The following is a 25,535-nucleotide window of genomic DNA, read 5'->3' as shown; positions in this document are numbered from 1 at the left end:
TACGAAATAGATTTATATTTAACTCTAAGCTATAGACTCAATTAAGTTTACCTCAACAATGTAGCAAAACTAAACTATAGCTGCTATTCACAAGCCCTATAGTTCGTTGATCCACAATGCAAAAAGCCGCTCCCTCTAATAGGAAACGGCTTTTTGTTAATAATATAATGTATTCAACTATTCAAGCTCAAGACTCAAACTATAGTTACTTAATCAACCCAACCCCAACTGTAGCGTTGGTTTGCTCATCTATCACTATAAAAGAACCATTCGCTTTATTATCTGCAAAAGAATCGTAGAAGATCTCTTTAGCAGTTTTTAGCTGCACGTCGGCAATTTCGTTTAGCTGCAGGGCACTAATTGTGTCGTTAGCCTCAAGCGTAACAACATCTATCAGGTTGGTCAGGGCGCTTATCTTCGCTTTCGAGATATTTACACCGTGTTGTACCAGGTACGTGCCGCCCACGCGAAGTGGTTTCTTATCCATCCAGCAGATAGTGGCATCCAGTTGGCGGCCTTGTTTTGGCAGTTGTGCAAATGGCACGATCATATCACCACGGCTGATGTCCACATCATCTTCCAGCAAAATGCTGACAGATTCTTTTGCCTGGGCAGCTTCTATTTCGCGGCCAAATTTCTCTATTTTAGCGATGGTGGTTTCCTGTCCGCTTGGCAATACTACCACGCGCTCGCCTTTGCGCAGCAGGCCACTGGCTACCTTGCCTGCATAGGCCCGGTAATCATGAAACTCCTCCGATTTTGGCCGTACCACATACTGCACCGGGAAGCGGCTTTCCTCGTCAGGCAATTGCTCATCTATAGTTACTTCTTCAAGCAAACTCAGGAGCGGAGCACCGGTATACCACGGCATGCTCACAGATGACGCTGTCAGGTTTTCGCCGTAAAGCGATGATACAGGAATAAAACTGATCTGCTGGCCTTCGAACTTTACCTTTTCGGCAAAGGCCATGAACTTAGTTTGTATCTCCTCAAAAGCAGTTTGCGAATACCCGACAAGGTCCATTTTATTGATACACACCACCACATTAGGTATGCGCAGCAAACACGAAATGTAAAAATGCCTGAAGGTTTGCTCTACTACGCCGTTTCGGGCATCCACCAGGATCATAGATACATTGGCATTGGAAGCGCCTGTAACCATGTTTCGTGTATATTCAAAATGGCCTGGCGTATCAGCTATGATAAACTTGCGCGTAGGCGTCGAGAAATAGATATGCGCCACATCTATCGTAATACCCTGTTCCCGCTCCGCTATCAAGCCATCGGTCAGCAGCGACAGGTCTATGTAATCCAGGCCTTTCTTTTTACTACTTGCCTCAATGGCCTGTAGTTTATCGGTTGTAATTGAATTGGTTTCGAACAGGAGCCTGCCGATCAGGGTGCTTTTCCCGTCGTCTACGCTGCCTGCTGTTGCTATTTTCAGAACGTCCATACCTTAAAAATATCCGGTTTGCTTTCTTTTTTCCATCGCCGCTTCCGAGCGTTTGTCATCTATGCGGGCGCCGCGCTCCGATACCGTCGCGCTTAAAATCTCTTCAATAATATGGTCTATCTCCACCGCTTCAGATTCCACAGCAGCTGTACAGGTCATATCGCCCACCGTACGGAAGCGCACTGTACGCGTAGTTATTGTTTCGTCTTCTGTGATGTTGATGAACGAAGAGAAGGGGAGAAGCTGTCCGTCGCGCTCAAAAGTTTCGCGCTCATGGGCGTAGTAAATAGACGGAATGGCCAGCTTTTCTTCTTTTATGTAGTTCCAGACATCCAGTTCGATCCAGTTACTGATCGGGAACACGCGCACGTTCTCGCCGAGGTTAATTCTGCCGTTCAGCATATCAAACAGTTCCGGGCGCTGCTTTTTGGAATCCCATTGGCCGAAGTCGTTTCTTACCGAAAAGATCCTTTCTTTGGCCCTGGCTTTCTCTTCGTCGCGGCGTGCGCCGCCAATGCAGGCGTCAAATCCAAATTCTTCAATGGCATCGAGCAGGGTAACAGTTTGCAGCACATTGCGGCTGGCATATTTACCAGTTTCTTCTGTCACTTTTTGCTGGTCAATGCTGTCCTGCACATAGCGCACGATTAGTTCCAGGCCTAGTTCGGCTACCAGCTCGTCGCGGAATTTTATAGTTTCCTCGAAGTTGTGGCCGGTATCCACGTGTAGTAAAGGGAAAGGAATTTTAGCCGGGTAAAAAGCTTTCTGGGCCAGCCTTACCAGCGTAATCGAGTCTTTTCCGCCAGAAAACAGGAGGACAGGTTTCTCAAACTGCGCGGCCACCTCACGAAAAATATAGATCGCTTCATCTTCCAGTTCTCTCGGAAAAATTCCAGCATGAATAGTCATAGCAGTATTATTTGTTAAAGTAATTTGCATGTAGTCCGCACTCTTTCTGGGTTTGTTCCCACCACCAGCGTCCAGCACGCGGCTCTTCGCCCGGTGCTATAGCTCTGGTGCAGGGCGCGCACCCGATGCTTACAAAACCCTGGTCGTGCAGTTTGTTATAAGGCACTTCGTTTTCTTTCAGGTAGGCCAGCATTTCATCAAAAGACCAGTTAATGATCGGGTTGAATTTGATGACCTGGAAAGCTTCGTCCCACTCCAGTAAATTGAAACTGCTGCGGTTAGCGCTCTGCCCGGATCGCAAGCCGGTTACCCAAACGTCCACGTTATGCAAGGCTCTGCCCAGGGGCTGCACTTTGCGCACATGGCAGCAGGCTTTCCTGTTTTCTACCGAATCATAAAACCCGTTTATGCCGTTGCGGCTTACCAGTTCTTCCACGGCTTCGGCTTTCGGGTAGTAGGGTACTATCTTGTTTCTGTATTTCTGTTCAGTTTCCGCCCATAGTTCATAGGTTTCCGGGAACAAACGGCCAGTGTCTAAAGAGAAGATCCTGACAGGAATATTATTTGTGAAGATGGCGTGTGTGATGACCTGGTCTTCCTGGCCAAGGGCAGTAGAGAAAGCTACTTTACCCGGAAAAGACTGCGCTATAAATGACAGTGCTTCGGTCAGGGACAGGTGGGCAATCGCTTCAAGCAGCGACGGTATCTTGTCTTTCAAATTCATGTACTTCTTTTTTTACTGTAAATCTTTCCCAAACCCGCTCATGCACATAGTAAAGCGCTATTTTGCTGAACACCTCAATCGCACCGATCGAAAAAGCCATCTTAAGCTCACCTGTAATTAGAAAGGAGATAAGGATGGTATCAAAAGTGCCAACCATTCGCCACGAAAAGGCTTTGGCTATGCTCTTGAATTTGCTGTCGGTGCGGGATGCTCCTTTTCTGTTGAAGGCCTTTTTTAGATATTGATCGAATAGCATAGCTCTGTTTTGAAAGCTAAAAGTATATAAAGTCTATAAACTTTGTAGGGTAATAGATCAAAAAAAATCAGAATATTTGCTATATCTGATATTAAGCCACTGAATTACAGTTGTTTGCTGCCTACAAGGTCCTGTACCGTCTTATTCTCAACTATACGCAAGGTCTGGTCGCGCACTTCGCACATAATAAGGTGCATGTTGCAGGTAGCTTCGTCGGGGCAGTCGCCGCATTTTTCGTAATAGTTCAGGCTAACGCAGGGCAGCCAGGCAATGGGACCGTTCAGTAACCTGATCACTTTGGCAAGGGTGATCTCTTCCGGCTTTTTGATAAGGTAATAGCCTCCGCCTTTTCCTTTTTTACTGCCCAGCACACCAGCCTTTTTCAGATCGAGCAGGATAGACTCCAGGAACTTCTGCGATATTTTTTTAGCAGCTGCAATTTCCTGAATAAGTATGGCGCCTTTCTCCTGGTTTTCGGCCAGGTAACTAAGCGCATGAAAAGCGTATTTTGTCTTTTTCGACAACATGGATACAAACTATTAAAATCTTAACCGGGAAAATATCCGGGTAACTGAGAGAATGCAGTATCAAAACTATGAAGTATTTTAACAGAATACTGCTTCCTCAGCAAGATTAAATATAAACTTACAGGCAGGTCATAGCATGGTGTGCAGCCAAACCTATAGTTTAAGCGCTTTACTAACGCATCAGGAATTTAAAATTGTTGATGTTGCTGAGCGCAACTCCGGTACCTTTTATAACAGCCAGCAGAGGGCCTTCCACCACATGCACCGGCAGCCTGGTTTTGCGCGCCAATCGTTTATCCAGACCACGTAGCAGCGCACCGCCACCTGTTAAGTAAATGCCGGACTGGTGTATGTCTGATGACAGTTCCGGTGGGGTAAGTTCCAGGGTAATGAGGATAGCTTCCTCTATTTTGGTGATCGATTTGTCGAGGCAAACGGCAATGTCCTGGTAGGTAACAGTAACCTGTTTCGGCAAGCCGGTCATCAGGTCACGACCTCTCACGTTATAATCCTCTGGTGCGTCTGCTAATTCCTCTATGGCAGCTCCAACCTGTAATTTTATCTTTTCTGCCGTACTCTGCCCGATAAGGATATTATGCTCTTTGCGCATGAACTGAATAATATCTTCATCAAAGGTATCACCGGCTACGCGCACCGATTGGTCGCAAACGATACCACTCAGCGCTATAACGGCTATTTCTGTAATGCCACTGCCAATATCAACCAGCATATGTCCGGTAGGTTCCTGCACATCCAGGCCAATACCGATGGCTGCTGCAACAGGTTCGTGTATCAGGTACACTTCTTTAGCGCCGGCAATAACAGCTGAATCCCGGATGGCCCTTTTCTCCACTTCCGTTATACCAGCCGGCACGCACACCACCATTCTGTAAGAGGGCGACATGCCACCTTTACCGATGTTAGCCAGCTTCAGCATTCCTTTCATCATGTGCTCTGCCGCATGAAAATCTGCTATTACACCATTCTTGAGCGGACGGATCGTGCGGATATTTTCATGTTCTTTCCCTTCCATTTGTTCAGCCTTGCGGCCTACGGCAATTACTGCGCCGGTAGTTCGGTTAAAGGCAATAATAGATGGTTCATCCACCACTACTTTCCCATCTTTCAGAACCAGGAAATTAGCAGTTCCAAGATCTATCGCAATGCCTTGTGTCAGGAAATTAAAGAAGCCCATAAATAATATATAATTCGTTTTTCGCTGATAAAGCAGCGGTAAGTTTTGTGATCTTAATTATAATTTTTTGATCTGATACTGAATTGAAACCCTAACAAACCTACCAACTATAGAAGTTCGATAAATTTTAAGTTAAAAGCCCCATCTAACTATAGTTACACTTTTAAAAGATTGTAATAGTCAGAACTGATACATGCGTGAAGGATTGGCCAGTGCGCAGGCCCGTTAATTGAAAGCCTTCGGTACGGAAAGGAAATTCAGGCAATACCCCGTAAGCTTATCGCACAAAGTTACATGGTGAGATGTTGCTACATAGCCGGTAAGCGGCCAAAGAGATGTACAGAATATGGTAGTAGGTGGCAGCAAATCAGCATTAGCGTTTATGATGTAAAGTTCACCAATGCTTTGTTAAAAAACAACAGAACCGGCGTAAACTAAAGTGTTTACACGGTTCTGCTGTAACAGAAAGGAGAATATGCAGGAGTTGTTTCGGTTTACTATTGCCCTCAAAATTGCGGGTGTAACTATAGTTGTTACTGTTTAACAGTGATGCTGCCTTTCATGACCGGGTGAATACTGCAATAATAGGTTTGATTTTGGGTTACAACCAGGCTCCAGGACTTACCGGGAGCCAGGGTGGGTGATTTCCATGACTTCCCGGAAGTTTCTGTAACATCATGCGACACGATGTCCTTGTTGATGAATACGACCTTATCTCCTTTTTTTACGTCGAGCGCTGCCGGTTTAAACTTCATCTGGCTTATTTCAACTGTATGTGTTACAGGCTTATAAGACACAGAAAACGAGGTAAGGCAGACTAGGAATAAAATGGAAAGAGACAGGTGTAAACTATAGTTTATAGTTGCTTTGGCGAGGCTCATTTTCCTGATTGTTGCTTTTGTAGCATCTGGGCGTGCTCTAAGTGGGCATTTAAGGCCGGTACTATACTTTGCAGCAATCCTTTTAATTCCGCGTTTTCAGATTCCGGTATCAGCAGCCCTTCTACAGCCGCTATAACTGCTTTATGGTAAGCTACCTCGTTGTCGATATAAGCTTTGTCGAAGGCTTTGCCGGATTTTGTGCGCAGCATTTTATCTGTCTTTGCCGCATCTGCCAGTAATTGTTTGCTCACAGCATTGTCCTTAGGGGTGACGCCCAGTTTGGTTACCAGTGCTACGGCCTGGTCAATTACAGCTTTGTGGTCGTTTGCCATGGTTTCGGCAAACTTCAGCACTTCGGTATTTTTAGAGCGTTCCTTCGCGATCTTCGCATGATCAATGTCTATCTGGTTGGCTGTGACTGCGGTATGTGCCACCTCTGCATCCGAAAGTTTCGGGTTATCCTGGGCAACGGCCGGCGTAACAAAGGCAGTAAAACTGAACAGTATCCCGATAGCACATGCGCTGATTGATCTTAATGTTTTCATGGCTTTATGTTTTAGTGTTGATTTATAGATTAGATGATGATAGGAGAGGGCGGTTACAACAAAATTGATTTTTATTTTTATCCAGCTATAGTTTGAAGCGGCCAGAGTCCACAGGTAACTCACACTCGTGGGATGCAAGCGAGGGCAAAGGAACAGATATAGTTTTGTCGTTGCATTTGATTATAGCCACATCATTACACTTCACGAATAAAATGTCCCGAGTATGCCACCGTATACCAGATGCCCAAGTAATGTTATCAGAGGGGTTCCTTTGCCATAGTTGAGTGCCAGAAAACCGGGTGGCTCAAGCTGACGGGTAGGAGTTGGGCCCTGGTAAGGCCTTGCCATTCTGGGGTGGATATAGTTCATGATTTGGAGCCCGACTGTTAGTACAAAAGCACCATGTACCAGGCCAATAGCAGCTCCAAACCACCAGCTGGCAATCCCGGTACTTTCAAAAGCAGCACCATAGATCAGCGCAAAGAACCAACCCATTAGTAAGTGAGCCATGAAACCGAGCCAGGGTGCATTGTTGCGGTTAGAGGTAAAAAGCGTACCCAGCATAAAGGGCAGGTCCATACGTGTTAAGCCAAGCGGCCGGGAAGCTGACAATAAAACCGTCAGGACCAGCGTGGCTGCAAATCCCCAGAGAAAAAGATCAGAGATATTCATGTTGCGCAGGTGTTTTCTGGTAAACTTCGTGTATAGCAAAAGCAGCATTTATCAGCCCGATATGGGTAAAGCCCTGCGGGTAGTTTCCTAAGAGCTCATATGTCTCCGTGTCTATCTCTTCCGATAAAAGGCCGGTAGGGCTGGCGCAGTCTGCTATCGTTTCGAAAAGGGTCATGGCTTTTTCTATCTGGCCGGACCTGGCCAAGTTTTCGATCAGCCAGTAATTGCAGATCCCAAACGAGCCTTCTTTTCCACTAAGCCCGTCGTCCCGGTTCAGGTAGCGGTAAAGTAAATTGTTTTCAGATAAGCGTTCCTGAATCAGTTTTGTAGTAGCAACCATCCTGGGAGATGCCGGATCGCAGTAACCTGTTAGTGATAATGTGAGCAGGCTCGCGTCAACTGTGCTGCCTTTCAGTTCATGCGTGTAGGAGTTCAATTCTTCGTTGTAACCATGCTGCTCAATTTCTTCCCTTATTCGTGCAGCTGTTTTTATGAATTTATCGAGCGGCGCATCATGCCAGCCATAGTTTTCAGTAAGCTTAATAAGTCTGTCAAGTCCAACCCAGGCCAAAACTTTTGAGTGCGTATGATGGATGATGGAAGAGCGGATTTCCCAGATCCCGTTATCCGGTTTTTCCCAGTTATCGCAAATGATGTTCCCCATGCCTACTACAAACTTCTTTGTATTATGGTCGATTTCCTTGAGCAACGGAGAGTAAGCAAACACCGCATCCAGCACTTCCCCGTAAACATCCAGCTGAAATTGTTTATCGGCACCGTTCCCGATACGCACAGGCGCAGAATCTGCATATCCCTTCAGCCAGTCTAGTTTTTGCTCTGGTAAAGAAGCGTGCCCGAATACATTATAAACTACCTGCAGTTTTGGCCTTGTAAGTTGTGTGGCGTGCAGTATCCAGTTCATGTAAGCATTTGCTTCTTCTTCAAAACCAAGTTTTAGCAGCGCCCTGATTGTAAACGAGGCATCCCGGAGCCAGCAATAGCGGTAATCCCAGTTTCGTTCACCGCCCGGCTTTTCGGGTAAGGAGGTGGTAGGAGCCGCAACAATTGCCCCAGATGGGGCATAAGTCAGTAGTTTCAGAACAAGCGCGCTCCGCCTGACCTGCTCTTTGTACAAACCAGCGTAAGTACATTGCCCGATCCAGTTTTTCCAGAAATCTATAGTTTGCTTCATGCGTTCCGGGGCAGTGGTTTTAAGCTCAGGAACTATAGCCGGGCTTTGAGCCGAATAACTAAAGGAGAAAATGACTTGCTCGCCCTGGTTTACCTTAAAATTTGCAGTAGCGCAGCCGGTGTTACTTTTGTTTACTGTGAGTTGCCCGGGCAGTAAAGTGCTGAGCAGGGTATAGCTGTTTTCTTTCCAGATAAAATGGATCCCCAGTTTTTGGCGGTCATCCAGCTTTGGCGTGTTTTTACCATAGTAAGTTTTGGGTGCGTACTCCAGCCTGAACTCAACGGTACCCGAAATGCCCTCCACTATGCGCAGCAACTCATGGTCAGGAAAGAGGTTTTGTTTCTTGGCTTCTTCGGTCTGGGCAGTAAAGGCATCCAGCAGCCGCGCTTTACCTTCCTGGGTCTCAAATATAGTCTCTACTACGTTTGTGTCCGGCAGGTAGCGTTGTTCTGAGCTATAGTTGCCAACAGGACTGATGGAAAAATAGCCGCCTTTCTCTCTGTCTAAAATAGCGGCAAAAATACTGGGTGAATCAAATTCAGGTAGGCAGCACCAGTCTATAACACCGTTGTTGCTAACCAGGGCGGCAGCACGTGCATTCCCGATCAGGGCGTAGTCTGAAAGCCTGGTAGCCATGGTTTATAGTTGATGATCGTTGGTTTATAGTTTCTTATCGGCTGGCAAATTTTTCATGACATGCTCCACAATAGCATCGCAGCGCTTGTTACCAAATTCAAACACATCACGGGTTGCTGATAACTTAAAGAGACTATCTTTCAGCATTGCTTTTGCCCGGTGCAGCCTTACTTTAACGTTACTTTCCGACAGGTCCAGGCATTGGGTTATCTCGCTTACGGGCATGCCTTCAACTTCGCGCAGCGTGTATATGATCCTGTATTTTTCGGGTATGCTATCTATGGCTTTTTCCAGGAGTTGTTTTACTTCCTGCTGGATAGCAATGTGCTCGGGGCTCATAAAGTTTGTTTGCGTTAATATATTAGAAATGTCCGCTGGCTGGTCAACCAGGAGCGAGAAGGGAAAGACGCGCCTGTTCTCACGCAGTTTAGCCAGTGCCGTATTTATCCCGATCCTGATCAGCCAGGTAGAGAACTGGGCATCGTGCCGGAACTGGTATAGTTTTTCATATCCTTTCAGGTAAGTATCCTGCATGGCATCTTCTACTTCCTGTTCGTTTTTCAGGTAGCTTCTAATGGCCCGGTAAAGCTTCTGGTTGTGGCGCCGCATCAGCAACTCATACAACGAAACTTCACCGGCAAGCACCCTGCTGACAACTGCTTCATCAGAAAGCTCTGCTTCCCCGGATACGTTTGCTAAATTGATTGTTCTCATGGTTTAAGTTTTATAGTTAGATGTGTTGTGAGCCAAACCGTTACAATATCTTTTAACGATTTAATTTTACATTGATCTTATCTCCTTCGCAACTCTAGTAACCCGGCAATTTACCTACACTAGAAACCGGCATAGTTTATAGTTGAGCGGTAGGAAAGATTATAACATTAATAGGCGGTTGGGGTAAAACTGTAGTAGGTGGGTTTCAGGACATGAGTTACCTGCAGCAGCTATAGTTGCCCGTACCTGATATGCACCTGATCCGGATTAACTTTTATAAACTATACTATGGAAAATCAACAACTATTCCCGGAGCCAAGCCGCGAGCTGTCCGAAAAGCGGAATTCGCTTGTGCCTGAGGTTTCAGATGCTTTCAGGGCTTTCAGCAGGGCAGTATTTAAGCAGGGAGCACTGGATGAGAAAACAAAACAACTTATTGCCGTAGCTGTAGCACATGTTACGCAATGCCCGTATTGCATCCGGAGCCATACCAAACTGGCAGCCAGAAAAGGAGCCACCGAGCAGGAAATTATGGAAGCTGTTTGGGTTGCCGCAGAAATGCGTTCTGGGGGAGCTATCGCCCATTCTAACCTGGCTTTAGATGAATTTGAAAAGAGTAAAGTTTAAGAACTATGGCAGATGTAAATTTTAAAACCGGAGACCATGTACGCTGGAATTCAGAGGCAGGGCACGTAACCGGAACGATCATAAAAGTGCATACTTCTAATTTTAACTACAAAGGCTACACGCACCATGCCAGCAAAGAAGAACCGCAGTACGAGATAAAAAGCGACAAAACAGACCATATTGCAGCCCACAAAGGGAAGGCACTCAAAAAGATAGCTAAATAGCAAAGCAGAAAAGATTAAACGTATACATGGCACCTGAGAAGAAAACGATCTGGACGTTCGGACATTCAACCCGCCCTCCCGAGGAATTTATTGCAGCCCTGAAGTCCTTTAAAATTGAAGTGCTGGTGGATGTGCGGAGGTATCCCGGTTCCAAAAAATACCCTCAGTTTAATGTAGCTGCCCTACAGGAATATTTACCCGAAGCCGGAATTGCATACATGCCTTTTACCGAACTGGGTGGCCGCCGCAAACCAAAACCCGACTCCAAAAATACCGTCTGGCGAAGCGAATCTTTCCGGGGCTATGCCGATTATTCTGAGACCGAAGAGTTTAAAGAAGCTGTGAACAAATTAGAAGAGATCGCAACTATACAACGGGTAGCCTATATGTGTTCCGAAGCGGTTTGGTGGCGTTGCCATCGAGCTATCATTTCAGATTTCCTGAAAGCAGAAGGCTGGACAGTGATGCACATTTTGAACGAGGGTGTGGCCAAAGAACATCCTTACACGTCCGCCTACCTGGAAACTCATAGTTCCTGAATTTCCGAAGCTTTAAACACTATAGCCAATAATTTAAGAAGCAACTATAGCTATAGTTGACAGGGCGTATGGGACTATTTGTAAGTCTGTTACGATACGCGCTACCTACTCCTTCCACCAATGCTGGTTTGGGTAATGCTTGCCTAACACGATAGGGTCACCAATGATGGGCGTTGTAATGATGACCTGCTTCTCTGCAGCGCTTTGCACTACCCGGCGCATAGGCTCGTCCCAGGGGTGAAGTGCCAGCGCGAACTTGCCTAAATGCACTGGTAACAAAACTTTTGCCTGCAGATCTATAGTTGCATCCACCGTTTGCTCAGGCATCATATGGATGTAAGGCCAGTTCTTATTGTACTGGCCGGTTTCCAGTATTGCCAGGTCAAAAGGTCCGAAACGTTCGCCTATCGTTTTAAAGTGCGTATCATAGCCGGAGTCTCCGCCCAGGTATAGTTTATGTGTCGGGGTTTCTAAGACATAGGAAGCCCAAAGCGTCTTTCCGCGTGCAAAACTGCGGCCTGAAAAATGGCGTGCCGGCGTCGCGGTCAGCTTTAACTTGCCCAGCGTTGCTGCTTCCCACCAGTCCAGTTCGGTAATCTTATTTTCCGGGATACCCCATTTCTCCAGGTGGCTGCCCACGCCCAGCGGAACATAAAAATGCTTTACTTTTTCTTTCAGTGCCTTTATCGTTTCATAGTCAAGGTGATCGTAGTGGTCGTGGGTTATAACCAGCATATCGATCTCCGGAAAGTCGGGTGCCTGGTACGTATTGGCACCGGCAAATGCCTTCACCATAAATGATACCGGCGAGGCGGCCCCGCTAAAAACAGGATCAACAAGTATTGTGTACTCTTTGGCCTTGATCATGTAAGAAGAATGCCCGAACCAGAAAATGCTCGTTTCTTCTGCGGATACCGCTGTCAGGTCAGATTTTACAAAAGGAATGGGACTGGAAGGACTGTTTGTGTCAGGTTTGTTAAAGAAGTCGTACAACATGCCTGTCATCGATGCATTCTCGGCCTGCACCGGGGTTGGCGACTGATTCTGAAAGCTCCCGTTTTTATAGTTGGGTGAGTTTGAAATACGCTCCAGACGCGGGCCATCCGGGTTTTTGCCAAACACCGCATGTTGCATAAAAAGTAAACCGCCTGCAACTATAACTATAAGAATGGCGATGACCAGGTACATCATAACTTTGAAAAACTTCATAGAAACGTAAAGCTACTACGAACTATAATAGTTTAGAAGTTTGTGCCACTTTCTGTTTTCAGTTTATGATTACAACTATAGTTTAAAGCAGTAAAACAGGTAGACGGTTCTATTGCCAGAGGCAGGGAAACGGCTTTGAACGTATAGTTTACGCCGAAACTCCCTACCTTTGCGTGCCAGGGCTTGCGAAAAGAGTAACCTAGTTCGGGTAAATGCGAGATCTGAGAAGTTCAAAATATTGAAAACTATACTGCTCCTTCAGTGCTTTACCACAGGAACTATAGTTTGTACCTCAACACCTCATCTGTAATGAAAAAATATATTGCCGCACTACTTGTTGTGTTCTGTAACACGGTAGCATTCGGCCAGAATTCGCTTCAGGTAATCATCAAAGACAGCGAAACGCAGCAACCTTTGGTAGGGGCAACAGCAGCCGTACAAGGGACCAGCATCGGAGCGAGTACCAACACCCGCGGCGAACTCGGGTTAACAAACATACCTACAGGCAAACAGCTTATCCGCTATAGTTATGTCGGGTATGAAGAACGGGTAGATACCATTACTTTCCCGGTTAACCAGGCAGGTCCGTTGGTGGTGCTTTTAGCGCCGGCAGGCGAAGAGCTGGAAGAAGTGGTCGTTACCACCACGCGTAGCAGCCGCACCATAGAGGATATTCCGACGCGGGTAGAAGCCATTACACTGGAAGAACTGGGCGAAAAAGCCAATATGAAACCCGGCGATATTCGCATGTTGCTGAGCGAGAGTACCGGCATCCAGACACAGCAAACATCCGCCACCAGCGCCAATGCCAATATCCGGATTCAGGGCCTCGACGGGCGCTATACACAGATTCTGCAGGACGGTTTCCCACTCTACTCCGGATTTTCAAGTGGCCTGAGTATTATGCAGATTCCCCCGCTTAACCTGTACCAGGTAGAGGTGATCAAGGGTAGTTCGTCTACGCTGTACGGAGGCGGGGCCATTGCCGGACTGGTAAACCTGATCACAAAAAAACCGACAGAAGAAGGTGAGCTGAGCTTTATGGCAAATGCAACCAGTGCCAAGGGGCTTGACCTGAGCGCTTTTTACGGGAAACGGTTTGGTAAATTTGGAGTAACAGTTTTTGCTTCACGCAATGCCAACCAGGCCTACGATCCGGCAGATATCGGCCTTTCGGCCATTCCGGATTTCGAGCGGTATTCAGCCAACCCTACACTTTATTACTATCCGGGCGAGAAAACGCAACTTTCGTTTGGGGTAAATGCCTCTAAGGAAGACCGACTGGGTGGCGATATGCGCCATATTGATGGAGAAGCAGGCGACTATTATTTTGAAGAGAACAACACCGAAAGACTTTCCACGCAGTTTAACCTGGAGCACAAACTTTCAGATCACTCGTTGATCTCTGTTAAAAACAGTGTAAGCCTTTATAACCGGGAAATTGCGGTACCTGATTATGATTTCCGGGGCAAGCAGACAGCCAGTTTCAGCGAAGTGGCTTATAGTTTGAACAGCGAAAAAACGGATTGGGTACTAGGCGCAAACCTCTGGACAGATAAGTTCTCGGAAAGGCAGGCAGACGCTGTGGGCAAGAGGAATTACGATAATACTATTATAGGCGCCTTTGTGCAGAACACGTTTACCCCTGTAGACTGGTTTGTACTGGAATCCGGGCTTCGAACTGACTATGTAACTCCTGAGCCGGCCAATAAATCCAAAGGAGTGTTTGTGCTGCCACGGGTTTCTGCTTTATTCCGGGTGAGTGATCGCCTGACATCGCGTATCGGGGGTGGCATGGGCTATAAAACACCTACAATCTTTACCCAGGAAGCCGAGAATCTTACTTTCAGAAATATCCTGCCGCTCAACATCAGTCAGACAGAAGCCGAAACTTCCATTGGTGGAAACCTTGACATCAACTATAATACCCTGATAGGGGAGGATGTTACATTCAGCATCAACCACATGTTCTTTTACACTTATCTTAATAACCCGCTGATCCTGACACTGCGCCCGGATAACCTTTATGAGTTCCGGAATGCCAACGGCAACATAGATACCAAGGGCGTGGAAACGAATATGAAGTTTGGCTACGAATGGGTGAAACTGTTCCTGGGCTACACTTACACCGATGCCAGGCAGCATTACAACGGCACCGTTACCGACATGCCCCTGACACCAAAGCACCGGGTAAATACCGTGCTGATGCTGGAAAAGGAAGATAATTTCAGGATAGGGCTGGAGGCTTACTATTTCAGCGAACAGCAATTAACCAACGGCAGCCGTGGGCAGGACTACTGGATAAATGGCGTGATGGTGGAGAAAATGTTTAACCGGTTTTCCTTATTCCTGAACTTCGAAAACATTTTTGATACCCGGCAAAGCAAATTCGGAGACATATACTCCGGCAGCATTACCAACCCCGAATTCAGCGAGATATTTGCGCCTGTCGATGGCCGGGTAATAAACGGCGGTATTAAGCTGAACCTGCTGTAAAACCAACCTAAGTTTGGTAGGCTATAGTTTGCTGCATCAGAGCAGTAACTGTAAGCGCGGCATAAAATTAGAGCCTATAGTTTGCACTTGATTCCAACTGCAAACTATAGGCTCCTCTTTTTTGATGCGTGCAGGTAACTTACTCTTCCTCAGTATTTGGTTTTGGCCGAAGTATCTTATTATCGACAGAGTACCTGCCCGGACCCACGATCATAAAAAACACGATCAGGCCGGTAACTATAAGCGAAAGAATAAGTTCTGTATTTCCAAAGTTCACACCCCGTTGCGGGTTTACGATCAGCAAAGCTCCCAGCAGAATAGGAATCTGGCACAGCAGGGCCAGCCTTGTCAGCATCCCGAACATGATCATCAGCCCACCAACAATATGAACCATGCTGGTCAGGAAATGGGCTTTGCCGGCAGAAACAATATCCTGCTCTGCTCCAAAAATGCGAAAGACATCGGTAGTATGCTCTAAAAACAGGATCCCTTTTATGAGTAAGAAAAGTCCCAGAAGCACACGCAACCCATCCATCCAGATGGGATTGTTTGCGCTGTTTACGCCCCGGGGGTACCGGATCTCAGATAATTGGGTCATTGCCGTAGGGTTTAAGTTCAAAAAAGCTTTATTTCTATATTTACGTTAAGCTGCATTAACCCGGTTATATACAACGAAATAAGTGCCGTTTATCCAATTTTACGGGCTGTTAATGCCGCCAGGCTTTCAGAAAGTGGAAAATCATCTTACCTTTGCAGACCGAATGAACATTCAATTGGAAGTAAAGGAGCATGGAGCCGATAGCAGAAAAGAAGCGGGCAATATTTGAGAGTACCCTGAAACTTGTGCGCGAAAATGGCTTCCATGGCACCCCGATGAGCATGGTTGCCAAACATGCCGGGGTGGCAGCCGGCACTATTTACCACTACTTTGGAAGTAAGGATCAGCTGATAGGGGAGCTTTTTACGTATGTGCAGCAGCAGGTAATCGCTGTAATAAAAAAAGAAAACTGCGAAACAATCTCTTTTAAAGCATGTTTCTTTAACCTGTGGTTCGGGTTATATAGTTTTTACCGCGAGAATCCGGAAGTACTCAAATTCTTTGAGCAGTTTGTAAACTCACCCTACAACACTGCAAGGCCGTCACCGGAACAGGATGAGCTCCACGAGCTACTATCCACTTTCTTTGAGCGCGGAATAAGGGAGGAGCAGTTAAAGCCGATAGGAACTAATGTATTGGGAACGCTGATGCACAGCAACATTATTTCTACGGTCAGGCTTGTTTCATCTGGCTGGTTAGTACTTGAGCGGAAAGAGTTAGAACTGATCCCGCAGATATTCTGGGACGGCATGCAACGCACTAATTAACTATAAACTATAGCATGTACTTACTTACAACTATAAAGATGTTTAAACCTTGATCCGCAAACTATGGGAAAAAAGAATCCAACTATAGACCCACCCTTAACCAGTGCTTTTACCTGTTAACACAACTCAAATACAGAAGACTTTATAGTAAATGAAATTATTGATACGAGCAAAAATACTGCTTATTGCCTGCCTGTTGTTTCCCGGAGTGCTGCTGGCACAAACCGATTCAGTAGCAACAACAGACAGCCTGACTCTGGAGCAGTGTGTAAATTATGCGTTGGAAAACAGGGCGACAGTAGAGCAGGCGCTGATCGATGAAGCCATTGGAGAACGTGAAATCAGAGCGAACCTTTCGGGCTGGTTTCCGCAGATCTCGGCAACATACGGAGGTAGCTACAATATAAAAAGACAGCAGCAGCAATTCGGTGATGAGATTGTTACGCTGGGTAATAACTATAACTCCAGTATTGCGCTGCAGGCAACACAGAACATCTTTAGCAGCAGCTTACTACTGGCTTCCCGCGCAGCAGGTTCTACCCGGAGATTACTCGGCCAGCAGATTACCTCAACCCGCATTAATACAGTAGTTGAAGTTAGCAAAGCGTACTACAATGTGCTGTTTACACAAGAGCAGCTTCGCATTCTGGACCTGAATATAGCCCGCCAGCAAAAACAGTACAATGATGCCAAAAGCAGGTACGAAGTAGGAATTGTTGATAAAACAGACTACCAGCGCGCCGCTATCACATTGGCTAACATCCGCAGCGACAGAAAACGGGCACAGGAAACTATAAAATCCGGGATCGCTTATTTAAAACAGCTGATGGGCTACCCGGTTGACCAGGACCTGAGCCTGGCGTACAACTATAACCGCATGGAGCAGGCCGTAATGATGGATACTACCCAGCTACTGGCCTACGAAAACAGGATAGAACTACAGCAACTGCAATCCCGTCGCGAAATTCTGCGCCTGAACACTGCTTATAACAAATGGAGCTTCCTGCCGACGGTTTCTGCTTTCGGTAACTATAACCTTGTCTATTTCAATAACCAGCTGGCTGACCTGTATACCCAATCCTTCCCAACTTCGGCGGTCGGGCTGCAGATTTCCTTACCTATTTTCCAGGGCACCAGGAGATTGCAAAACCTGAAAATAGCACAGCTGGAAGAAGACAGGCTGGATGTGGAAATAGAAGATACCAGACGTGTACTGAACACAGAATACCAGACGGCGCTCGCCAACTATAAAAGCGACTATACCGAATGGCGTACGCTACAAAATAACCTGCAGATGGCCGAAGAAGTGTACGAGATCATCAAGCTACAGTACGACGAAGGCGTGAAAGCTTACGTGGACCTGATCGTGGCTGAAACGGAGCTCCGCACCACTCAACTCAATTATTACAATGCGCTTTATAATGTCATGTCGAGCAAACTTGATCTGCAGCGGGCATTAGGAACTATAGATACCAACCGATAAAATCACTGAACAGCACAATGAAAAATAGATACTCCTGGTTAACTGCAGCCATACTTAGTTCGGTTATACTTGCATCCTGCGGTGGCGACGAAGGTGCGCAGCAGCAGATGAACCCTGCCGCCATGGCCGTTCCGGTAAATACCTACCAGGTAAAAGAAGAACGGGTAACAGGCATAGATACCTACCCGGCAACCGTAGTACCCCTGCAGGAAGTAGAATTACGCCCCCAGGTAGCTGGCTACATCACAAACATATTTGTGAAAGACGGGCAACGTGTTACCAAAGGCCAGAAACTATACGAAATAGATCAGAGCAAATACCAGTCTGGCATACAGTCGGCGCAGGCAAGTGTGCAAAGTGCCAGAGCTAACCTGGCAAGAGCCGAAAAGGACCTGGAACGCTACGAGAGACTGGCTGAACGTGATGCCATCGCCCGCCAGCAGGTAGATTATGCGCGCACCGAAGTACAAACCGCCCGGGCACAGCTTTCTGCTGCACAGGCACAGGTTCGCAGCGCTTCCACTGACCTGAATTATTCTGTCATCAATGCGCCGTTTACCGGTAGAATTGGTATTTCACAGGTTAGGGTAGGAGCACAGGTGTCACCGGGGCAGCCGCTTTTAAACACCATCTCTTCTTCAGACCCGATCGCCGTTGATTTTTCTATTAATGAGCAGGAAATAGCCCGTTTCAGCAGTTTAAAGCAAGGCAACCAGCCCGATTCACTTTTCACGATCCGCCTGAACAACGGTGAAATTTATCCGCATCCCGGTAAACTCCTTGTCATTGACAGGGCAATTGGTCGCCAGTCAGGTACCACTACGGTTAGGGTTGAATTCCCGAACCCGGAAGAAATGCTGATACCAGGTATGACAGTGAGTTTAGCCGTGCTGAACCAGGATATTGGCGAACAGGTGGTTATCCCTTATAAAGCCGTTACAGAGCAGTTGGGCGAATACTTTGTTTATGTAGTGCAGGGCGATTCTGTAGTACAGCAAAATGTTGACCTGGGTACCCGCCTTAGCGGAAATGTGGTAGTCCGCGAAGGACTGAAAGAAGGCCAGAACATTGTAGTTGAAGGTATTCAGCGATTGCGCCAGGGAGCTAAAGTACAGGTAGGCGCTCCGCAACAGGGACAGCCGCAGGCAGCGGGTAAAAAGTAATTCCTGATCAATTTCCAGCAGAGATTTTAAGAAGAAATATGATTTCAGATGTTTTTATAAGAAGGCCCGTTACCTCTATCGTGATCTCCCTTGTGATCGTGTTGGTAGGTGTGCTGGCCATGATGAATTTGCCTGTAACGCAATACCCGGATATTTCGCCGCCTTCGGTATCAGTATCTGCTAACTATACGGGTTCCGATGCTTTAACGGTAGAGCAGGCCGTAGCTACGCCCGTAGAAACACAGATAAACGGCTCGCCGGGCATGGCCTACATCACCTCAACCAGTACAGGTACCGGTCAGATGAACATGTCCGTAACCTTTGAAATTGGTACTGACATTGATATTGCAACGCTCGATGTGCAGAACCGTGCCAGTATCGCACAGCCATCGTTACCGGAAGAAGTAAGGCGCCTGGGCGTTACGGTTCGTAAGCGAAACCCGAGTATCATGATGGTGATCGGTATCTACTCGCCTAAGCGTACCCACGATGTTCAGTTTCTTGATAACTATACCAACATCTATGTGAAAGACGCTTTAATGCGTGTAAAGGGTGTGGGTGATATTTTCTCGATTGGTCAGGACTTTAGTATGCGCGTGTGGCTGCAACCGGATAAACTGGCGCAATATAACATTGGTGCAGGCGAGATAACGGCAGCCATTCAGGAACAGAACATGCAGGTGGCGGCCGGTACAGTAGGTAACTCACCGCAGCACAGCTCGCAGGCATTTCAGTACCCGATTACGGTAACAGGACGATTACAGACGCAGGAGCAGTTCGGCGACATTATAGTCAGAACCAACCCTGCTGACGGTTCGGTGGTGTACCTGCGCGATGTGGCTCGCATTGAATTCGGTAAGTTTGACTATGGCCGCGAAGCCAAGATAAACGGTAACCCGGCTACCATGATGCTGATCTACCAGGCGCCGGGCAGTAACGCCCTGGATACAGCCGAAGGCATTTATGCCGCGCTTGATGAGATGAGAAAATCTTTCCCGGCGGATGTGGATTACATCGTTTCCTTTGAGACCGTTTCGGTGGTTCAGGTGTCTATCAACGAAGTGGTAAAAACACTGGTAGAGGCGCTTATACTTGTAATTATAGTTGTATTCCTGTTTCTGCAGAGCTGGCGTGCTACGCTTATCCCGATCCTTGCCATTCCGGTTTCGATCATCGGTACCTTCGTGTTCTTTATCCCGCTCGGGTTTACGATCAATACGCTGACACTTTTCGGTTTCGTACTCTCGATAGGTATTGTGGTGGATGATGCCATTGTGGTAGTGGAGGCAGTACAGCATTACATAGACCACGAAAAACTCTCGGCCAGAGAGGCGACCCGCAAGGCCATGAAGGACATTACGGCTCCGGTAATTGCTATTGCGCTTATCCTGGCTGCCGTATTTATTCCGGTTGGTTTTATACCGGGTATAGTTGGTCGTCTGTATCAGCAGTTCGCTATCACTATTGCTATCTCCGTTCTTATTTCGGCCTTTGTGGCACTTACACTAACACCGGCACTTTGCTCTATTATGCTTAAGCCGATGAACGTGAACAAGAACTCCAGGGGCATCAATAAGTTCTTCTATAAATTTAATAACTGGTTTGCCCGCACAACGGAGTCCTATTCGACAGGTGTTCGCAAAAGCATTAAAGCTACGCCACTTGTTCTTATTCTCCTGGCGTGTATTTATGTGGGTACGTTTGGGTTGTTTGCCAATAAACCGACAGGTTTTATACCTACCGAGGATGAAGGCCGCTTGTTCGTATCAATAGAGTTGCCGGAAGGTGCTTCTACCAGCAGAACATCAGCGATACTTTCCGAGATAGGAGAGCAGATGGCAACCGTTCCGGCCATCCGGAATTATACTTCCATCGCCGGACTGAACGCGATCAACTTCTCCTTTAAATCGAACAGTGGTACGTTCTTCGTGCAGCTGCAGCCCTGGGAAGACAGGAAGGAAGAAGCTGAGAAATTACAGGGCGTAATGGCCGAACTACAACAGAAGTTTGCCGGAATCAAAGAAGCGAATATCTTGGTTGTTGCGCCGCCTGCAATTCCTGGACTGGGTGCTTCAGGAGGTTTCAGTTTTGTGTTGCAGCAGCAGAAGGCTGGCGATGTAAAAGAACTGGAACAGGTAATGGGACAGTTCCTGGGAGCTGCCAACCAACGCCCTGAAATTGCCATGGCCTATAGTTTCTTTACAGCTAAAACGCCGGGCTATCATGTAGATGTTGACCGTGAAAAAGCAAAGCGCCTTGGCGTAAATATTGCCGATGTATATGCCACGATGTCGACGTATATGGGTAGCCGCTATGTGAATGACTTCACGCGTTACGGAAGAAACTTCAGGGTTGTGGCCCAGGCTGATACAGCTTACAGAATGGACATCGAAAGCCTGAAACAGTTTTATGTCATGAACCGCCAGGGCGAATCTGTACCGCTCAGTGCGCTGATAACAACTAAAATTGTAGAGAATGCTCCGGTTATTTCGCACTACAACCTGTTCCGCTCTGTGGATATAAACGGTAGCGCCGCTCCGGGCTATAGTTCAGGCCAGGCCCTGCAGGCCCTGGAAGAAGTAGCAGACCAAGTATTACCTGCCGGTTATGGGTACGAATTTACAGGTCTGAGCCGGGAAGAACTGGCAGCGGGTAGCAGCACCATCTATATCTTCTCGCTTTCTATCTTATTGGTACTGCTCTTACTGGCAGCCCTTTACGAAAGCTGGTCGGTGCCATTCTCTATCTTGTTTGCGATTCCGTTGGGTATGTTTGGTGCTATACTTGCCTTAACGTTGCTTCCTAAACTGGATAACAACGTGTATGCCCAGGTCGGTATGATCACCCTGATCGGTCTGGCAGCCAAGAACGCTATCCTTATAGTTGAGTTTGCGAAAGAACGGGTGGACCGGGGCATGGAACTGATCGAAGCAACTATAGAAGCTGTAAAACTGCGTCTTCGCCCGATCATCATGACCTCGCTTGCCTTTATTCTGGGTGTACTTCCGCTGGCTACCGCAACAGGTGCAGGTGCGGTATCGCGCCAGACAATAGGTTGGGTTGTAATTGGTGGTATGCTAGCGGCAACGTTCCTGGCCATCTTTGTGGTGCCGGTACTCTACGTTATCATCACCCGGTTAGCCTACGGTAAAAAAGGCCTTGCCGAATTAAGGGCGCAGGCTGATAACCGACCAAATGAAGATGACGGCGGTGATCCGGCTTATGTTAATCCGCATTCGTAATCTGTCTACTTAAATAGAAATTAAAAAGCCCGGGCTAATTTGCCCGGGCTTTTTTGTTGATCAGAACTATAGTTTACTAACTGCAACTATAGTTTTTGCAGACTCAACTATAGTTTATAGTTACTGATATAGTTTATAGTTACTGATCTTTTGTCTTCTCCAGTAAGCGCTCCATCCAGAAAATCAAGAATAACGCCACCAGGTTGATGCCAATAAACTTCTGGCCAAGGTCAGTGCCCAGGCTGAAATGAAAAGAAGAAAGCGCCAGCCTGAATTTAAAAATCCAACCTGCTATCATATCAACGCCAACACCCACCCGTAAGCCGGCCACATACTGGAAACTGTAAGCCCCGAAAGAAAAGTAGACGACCTGTAACAACTGATTTACGATGGACAGCACCAGACCGCGTCTTGGTTTGCGAAACAGCATACGACCGCAAAGGATAGAAAACACGTAGAGGCCGCCGGCAAATAAAGCCATCCGTAAAGCGACCTGGTCCAGCACCATTTCGCCTCTAAACAGTACCCAAACGGTAAGGGCAATACCGAGTATACCGCCAACTATCTGGTAAATGGCAATAGCTTTCAGTTGGTTTTTAGTTTGATTGATCAATGTGTGAAGCTTATAGTTAACTTAAAAGATAGTCTTGTCTGACAGTATAGAATCGTTAATAGCATTGCAATAGGTCTGTTTCCTGTCCTAATTCTATAGTTGCGGTTAGACAGGTAAAGATACTGAATGTTGTAAAGAAGTAGGAGGGTAAGTTTATAGTTGATTGATTAGCAGATGTAACTGCCGAAATTTTATTGCAGGTGAGGTTAAAACACGAGCTGAATGATGCTGCTTTTCCGGATATACTAGATGAAATGATGGTTGACTTGTAATCTTCTAACTTCTTAGTGAAACTATGGCCAAATATTCTGAACCACGTATACGGGTCTTATCAAACAAAACATTTTAACGGACTTCACTACCTGATAAAGTACTGGCTAACTGATGCGGAAAACATTTTATGTTATTCGTATCTTTACACGTTGTAAATTCCTACTAAGCAGCATGATTACCACAAAAAACAACCAATTCTACGAGCTAAATTACGATCGTAATAAAAATCGTGTTTATTTAAGAATCAACAACTACTGGAAATCGCCTGAAACAGTGCCAAGTTACCTGAGTGACTGGGAGAAAGTTATTGCGTTAACAAGCCCCGGCTTTACATTGCTGGCTGACTTCCGTAACATGCTTACACACCCAACCTCTGTGAAAGAGATTCACGAAGCTGTTGTCAATCTATTGGTTAAATCGAAGATCTCTTATGTAGCGGAAGTATCTCCAATTGACAGAATAGCTGTGTTGCAGGTAAGTGGTGTTTTAAAGCAGATTGGCAGGGGCAGCATTAAAGTTGCCGACATTGTGCTTGGAGAAAACATACTGGATCAGCTTATAAATGCTGAGCTATAGTTACTATAACAAGTAGCAAACGACATATAGAACGAAGATTTATCAACTATAAAAAAGAAGCCGCTTCAGATTAATGTGGAGCGGCTTCTTTATGTTCGAAGGGAAGTAGTGAATCAGGGATAGATCATCAGGAAAATAAATGCAAATAGATTGACCAGCAATACCACGCCATAAACAACATTGGTCTTACCGCTATTCAGCGACAGCATTACTGTAAACACGGACAGGCCTAACAGGATAATAGATTTTATATCTAACCCGAGGATGATCTTGAAATCATAAACGATACAAACTATAGCTACGCTCGGGATGGTGAGGCCAATACTTGCAAGTGCAGAGCCAAGCGATAAATTTAAACTTGTCTGCAGTCTGTTCTTTCTTGCAGCGTTGATGGCAGCAATACCTTCCGGTAATAGAATAATAGCTGCAATTACAATTCCAACCAGTGTTTTAGGAAGGTTGTAACTGGTAATAATGCTCTCTATAGTTGGGGAAAGTGTTTTTGCCAACAGCACTACGATTCCTAAACAAACTATAAGAAACAGCAGACTCGTAAAAAATATGCTGTTGCTGATTGGCAAAGGTTCCACATCTTCTTCATTTTCATCTTTCCCGATTGTAAGAAAGTATTGCCGGTATTTCCTGGTCTGTGCAAAAAGAAAGCAGGAGTAAATAACCAGGCAGGCGATGGAAGCAAAAATAAGCTGAGGGTTAGAATAATAGGACCCTGCGACACTTTCGGTGAAAGTAGGGAACACCAACGTGAAAACTATAATCGAGATCAGCGAAACCAACGCAATGGTAACCGAAGGTTTGGAAAATTCCTGTTCGTAATGCTTTACACTCCCGATCAGCAGGCAAAGGCCAACAATACCATTTAAGATGAGCATGGTAGCAGCATATACGGTGTCTCTTGCCAGCGAAGCAGCCGCCTGTCCTTCCGTCATCATCAGCGAAATAATGATAGAAACCTCTATGACTGTGATAGATATTGCCAGGATTATAGTACCATAAGGTTCTCCTACTTTTTCAGCAATTATTTCGGAATGATGAACTGCTGACATCACACTGAGAATGAGCAGTATGCTTGCCACAATCTGGAAGATACTGCTATCGTTAATTAGCCCGGAGAAAAAGAGTAACCAGGCAAGAATCGGAATAATAACAGTCCATTGTAACAGAGATTTCATAGTTCGTTAAGGTATAGCATTGATCAAATGAATTTCAGATCGAGCATGCACAAGATAAAACATATTATCGAATCTGTACACGCAAAAGTGGGATCTGAGACACGTAAGCATATAAACTTATAGTTGTTAATTAAAGTTGGAGCGATGGATTTGTTTTATTTTACTCATGTCATACTAATTCAGGCATTCGGTAAGGCTATATACGTTTTGCATTAGTTCTATTCTGATAAGAGTGGTGTACTACCCTGTAAACTCTTGATAAACTGCCACCTCAACAAATTTATCCCGGAACTGAAAGTAGATACAGGTCAGCCTTTTAAATGAATCTTTTGAGGAGTCTCTGGCATTAATCGAAGGTTAAGATGCGCGTACCAGTTGAATGTGGTATATTAGTCTGAAAGCGAAAATTCTTAATGATGAAGAAGTTATTATATGTGGCCATTGCGCTACTTACCGCTTCCTGTTCGGTAGAAAATGATATACAGGATACCCTTTACAATGTAGTAGAATCTGGCGCCAATATGGCTATGGACTCGCTTCACAATGCTGCTAACAAAGAACTGGAAAGACATACAGGAATTGATTCACTGGCTTCAAAAATCGGTTCGGCAGATACGATAAATGTAGAACGTGAAGTGAAACGCGAAATCATAAGACAGTTATCAAAGTAGAGAAAAATGTAGTTCTGGTCTGAGCGTAAGCTTTGGGTGGATTAGAAATGAAGCCTGAACCAACTGTATTTCCTGAATCTATAGTTACACATACAAAAAAGAGCCTTTCTGTAATAGTACAGAAAGGCTCTTTTGCTATAGTTCATTAAAGGTAACTTAG

At 46.0% G+C, this 25,535-nt stretch carries 25 protein-coding genes; 10 read left to right on the top strand and 15 right to left on the bottom strand.

The genetic code is table 11. The annotated features are described in order from the left end of the window. Positions 1-205 precede the first annotated feature (205 nt). From KYK27_RS08345 to KYK27_RS08295, 11 genes are all read right to left on the bottom strand, one after another. Positions 206-1,453: a sulfate adenylyltransferase subunit 1 gene (locus tag KYK27_RS08345; RefSeq protein WP_199109579.1), complete on the bottom strand. Its 1,248-nt coding sequence runs from the start codon at positions 1,451-1,453 to the stop codon at positions 206-208. A gap of 3 nt (positions 1,454-1,456) precedes the next feature. Then, positions 1,457-2,362 carry a sulfate adenylyltransferase subunit CysD gene (gene cysD, locus KYK27_RS08340; RefSeq protein ID WP_199109578.1) on the bottom strand — a complete coding sequence of 302 codons (906 nt, stop codon included), beginning with the start codon at positions 2,360-2,362 and terminating at the stop codon, positions 1,457-1,459. Positions 2,363-2,369: 7 nt separating this feature from the next. Further along, on the bottom strand, positions 2,370-3,086 hold the full coding sequence (locus KYK27_RS08335) for a phosphoadenylyl-sulfate reductase (protein WP_199109577.1): 717 nt from the start codon (positions 3,084-3,086) through the stop codon (positions 2,370-2,372). Beyond that, entirely contained in the window at positions 3,052-3,342 is a 291-nt protein-coding gene (locus KYK27_RS08330; RefSeq protein WP_199109576.1) for a DUF2061 domain-containing protein, read from the bottom strand. The genes KYK27_RS08335 and KYK27_RS08330 overlap by 35 nt, the downstream gene beginning before the upstream one ends. Positions 3,343-3,446: 104 nt before the next feature. After that, complete coding sequence (locus KYK27_RS08325; RefSeq protein ID WP_199109575.1) at positions 3,447-3,869, bottom strand: RrF2 family transcriptional regulator; 423 nt, start codon at positions 3,867-3,869, stop codon at positions 3,447-3,449. Positions 3,870-4,041: 172 nt separating this feature from the next. Further along, complete coding sequence (locus KYK27_RS08320) at positions 4,042-5,064, bottom strand: rod shape-determining protein (protein ID WP_199109574.1); 1,023 nt, start codon at positions 5,062-5,064, stop codon at positions 4,042-4,044. Positions 5,065-5,597: 533 nt separating this feature from the next. After that, on the bottom strand, positions 5,598-5,945 hold the full coding sequence (locus KYK27_RS08315) for a plastocyanin/azurin family copper-binding protein (protein ID WP_199109573.1): 348 nt from the start codon (positions 5,943-5,945) through the stop codon (positions 5,598-5,600). After that, positions 5,942-6,490 (bottom strand): DUF4142 domain-containing protein, encoded by a 549-nt coding sequence (locus tag KYK27_RS08310; protein ID WP_199109572.1) that lies wholly within the window; start codon positions 6,488-6,490, stop codon positions 5,942-5,944. The genes KYK27_RS08315 and KYK27_RS08310 overlap by 4 nt, the downstream gene beginning before the upstream one ends. Positions 6,491-6,691: 201 nt before the next feature. Further along, entirely contained in the window at positions 6,692-7,162 is a 471-nt protein-coding gene (locus tag KYK27_RS08305) for a hypothetical protein (RefSeq protein ID WP_199109571.1), read from the bottom strand. Then, positions 7,149-8,990, bottom strand: a complete 1,842-nt coding sequence (locus tag KYK27_RS08300; RefSeq protein ID WP_199109570.1) for a glycoside hydrolase family 15 protein — start codon at positions 8,988-8,990, stop codon at positions 7,149-7,151. The genes KYK27_RS08305 and KYK27_RS08300 overlap by 14 nt, the downstream gene beginning before the upstream one ends. A gap of 24 nt (positions 8,991-9,014) precedes the next feature. Next, positions 9,015-9,704 (bottom strand): RNA polymerase sigma factor, encoded by a 690-nt coding sequence (locus tag KYK27_RS08295; RefSeq protein WP_199109569.1) that lies wholly within the window; start codon positions 9,702-9,704, stop codon positions 9,015-9,017. A 288-nt stretch (positions 9,705-9,992) separates the two neighbouring features. Between KYK27_RS08295 and KYK27_RS08290 the strand changes: the two genes are divergently transcribed. Genes KYK27_RS08290 through KYK27_RS08280 form a run of 3 tightly spaced genes read left to right on the top strand, consistent with a single transcriptional unit; the run spans position 9,993 to position 11,094 of the window. After that, positions 9,993-10,331 carry a carboxymuconolactone decarboxylase family protein gene (locus KYK27_RS08290; RefSeq protein ID WP_199109568.1) on the top strand — a complete coding sequence of 113 codons (339 nt, stop codon included), beginning with the start codon at positions 9,993-9,995 and terminating at the stop codon, positions 10,329-10,331. 5 nt (positions 10,332-10,336) lie between these two features. Beyond that, the gene (locus tag KYK27_RS08285; RefSeq protein ID WP_199109567.1) at positions 10,337-10,555 is read left to right on the top strand and encodes a DUF2945 domain-containing protein; all 219 of its coding nucleotides are present in this window, start codon (positions 10,337-10,339) and stop codon (positions 10,553-10,555) included. 26 nt (positions 10,556-10,581) lie between these two features. Then, the gene (locus tag KYK27_RS08280) at positions 10,582-11,094 is read left to right on the top strand and encodes a DUF488 family protein (protein ID WP_199109566.1); all 513 of its coding nucleotides are present in this window, start codon (positions 10,582-10,584) and stop codon (positions 11,092-11,094) included. A 105-nt stretch (positions 11,095-11,199) separates the two neighbouring features. Here KYK27_RS08280 and KYK27_RS08275 read toward each other — a convergent pair whose 3' ends face one another. Then, positions 11,200-12,303, bottom strand: coding sequence for an MBL fold metallo-hydrolase (locus tag KYK27_RS08275; protein WP_199109565.1), 1,104 nt, complete (start codon positions 12,301-12,303; stop codon positions 11,200-11,202). Positions 12,304-12,612: 309 nt separating this feature from the next. Here KYK27_RS08275 and KYK27_RS08270 point away from each other — a divergent pair, with 309 nt between their 5' ends. Beyond that, positions 12,613-14,799 (top strand): TonB-dependent receptor, encoded by a 2,187-nt coding sequence (locus tag KYK27_RS08270; protein ID WP_199109564.1) that lies wholly within the window; start codon positions 12,613-12,615, stop codon positions 14,797-14,799. A gap of 139 nt (positions 14,800-14,938) precedes the next feature. Here the strand turns inward: KYK27_RS08270 and KYK27_RS08265 are convergent, their stop codons facing one another. After that, positions 14,939-15,397, bottom strand: coding sequence for a DoxX family protein (locus KYK27_RS08265; protein WP_199109563.1), 459 nt, complete (start codon positions 15,395-15,397; stop codon positions 14,939-14,941). A gap of 191 nt (positions 15,398-15,588) precedes the next feature. Between KYK27_RS08265 and KYK27_RS08260 the strand changes: the two genes are divergently transcribed. From KYK27_RS08260 to KYK27_RS08245, 4 genes are all read left to right on the top strand, one after another. Further along, on the top strand, positions 15,589-16,164 hold the full coding sequence (locus KYK27_RS08260) for a TetR/AcrR family transcriptional regulator (protein WP_199109562.1): 576 nt from the start codon (positions 15,589-15,591) through the stop codon (positions 16,162-16,164). Between the two features lie 151 nt (positions 16,165-16,315). After that, on the top strand, positions 16,316-17,647 hold the full coding sequence (locus KYK27_RS08255) for a TolC family protein (RefSeq protein WP_199109561.1): 1,332 nt from the start codon (positions 16,316-16,318) through the stop codon (positions 17,645-17,647). Positions 17,648-17,664: 17 nt separating this feature from the next. Then, positions 17,665-18,810, top strand: coding sequence for an efflux RND transporter periplasmic adaptor subunit (locus KYK27_RS08250; RefSeq protein ID WP_199109560.1), 1,146 nt, complete (start codon positions 17,665-17,667; stop codon positions 18,808-18,810). 38 nt (positions 18,811-18,848) lie between these two features. Continuing rightward, positions 18,849-22,052, top strand: coding sequence for an efflux RND transporter permease subunit (locus KYK27_RS08245; protein ID WP_199109559.1), 3,204 nt, complete (start codon positions 18,849-18,851; stop codon positions 22,050-22,052). Positions 22,053-22,191: 139 nt separating this feature from the next. Here the strand turns inward: KYK27_RS08245 and KYK27_RS08240 are convergent, their stop codons facing one another. After that, positions 22,192-22,665 carry a hypothetical protein gene (locus tag KYK27_RS08240; protein ID WP_199109558.1) on the bottom strand — a complete coding sequence of 158 codons (474 nt, stop codon included), beginning with the start codon at positions 22,663-22,665 and terminating at the stop codon, positions 22,192-22,194. 444 nt (positions 22,666-23,109) lie between these two features. Here KYK27_RS08240 and KYK27_RS08235 point away from each other — a divergent pair, with 444 nt between their 5' ends. Further along, positions 23,110-23,514 carry a hypothetical protein gene (locus KYK27_RS08235; protein ID WP_199109557.1) on the top strand — a complete coding sequence of 135 codons (405 nt, stop codon included), beginning with the start codon at positions 23,110-23,112 and terminating at the stop codon, positions 23,512-23,514. A 113-nt stretch (positions 23,515-23,627) separates the two neighbouring features. Here the strand turns inward: KYK27_RS08235 and KYK27_RS08230 are convergent, their stop codons facing one another. Beyond that, positions 23,628-24,704: a calcium:proton antiporter gene (locus KYK27_RS08230; RefSeq protein WP_199109556.1), complete on the bottom strand. Its 1,077-nt coding sequence runs from the start codon at positions 24,702-24,704 to the stop codon at positions 23,628-23,630. Between the two features lie 413 nt (positions 24,705-25,117). On the opposite strand from KYK27_RS08230, the gene KYK27_RS08225 reads away from it, so the two are divergent. After that, a complete protein-coding gene (locus KYK27_RS08225) occupies positions 25,118-25,375 on the top strand; it encodes a hypothetical protein (RefSeq protein WP_246594259.1) in 258 nt (85 codons plus the stop codon). Positions 25,376-25,535 lie beyond the last annotated feature (160 nt).

The organism is Pontibacter populi, from assembly GCF_019336435.1.
GTDB classification, from domain to species: Bacteria; Bacteroidota; Bacteroidia; order Cytophagales; family Hymenobacteraceae; genus Pontibacter; species Pontibacter humidus.
This window is presented reverse-complemented; position numbering and strand designations above follow the sequence as displayed.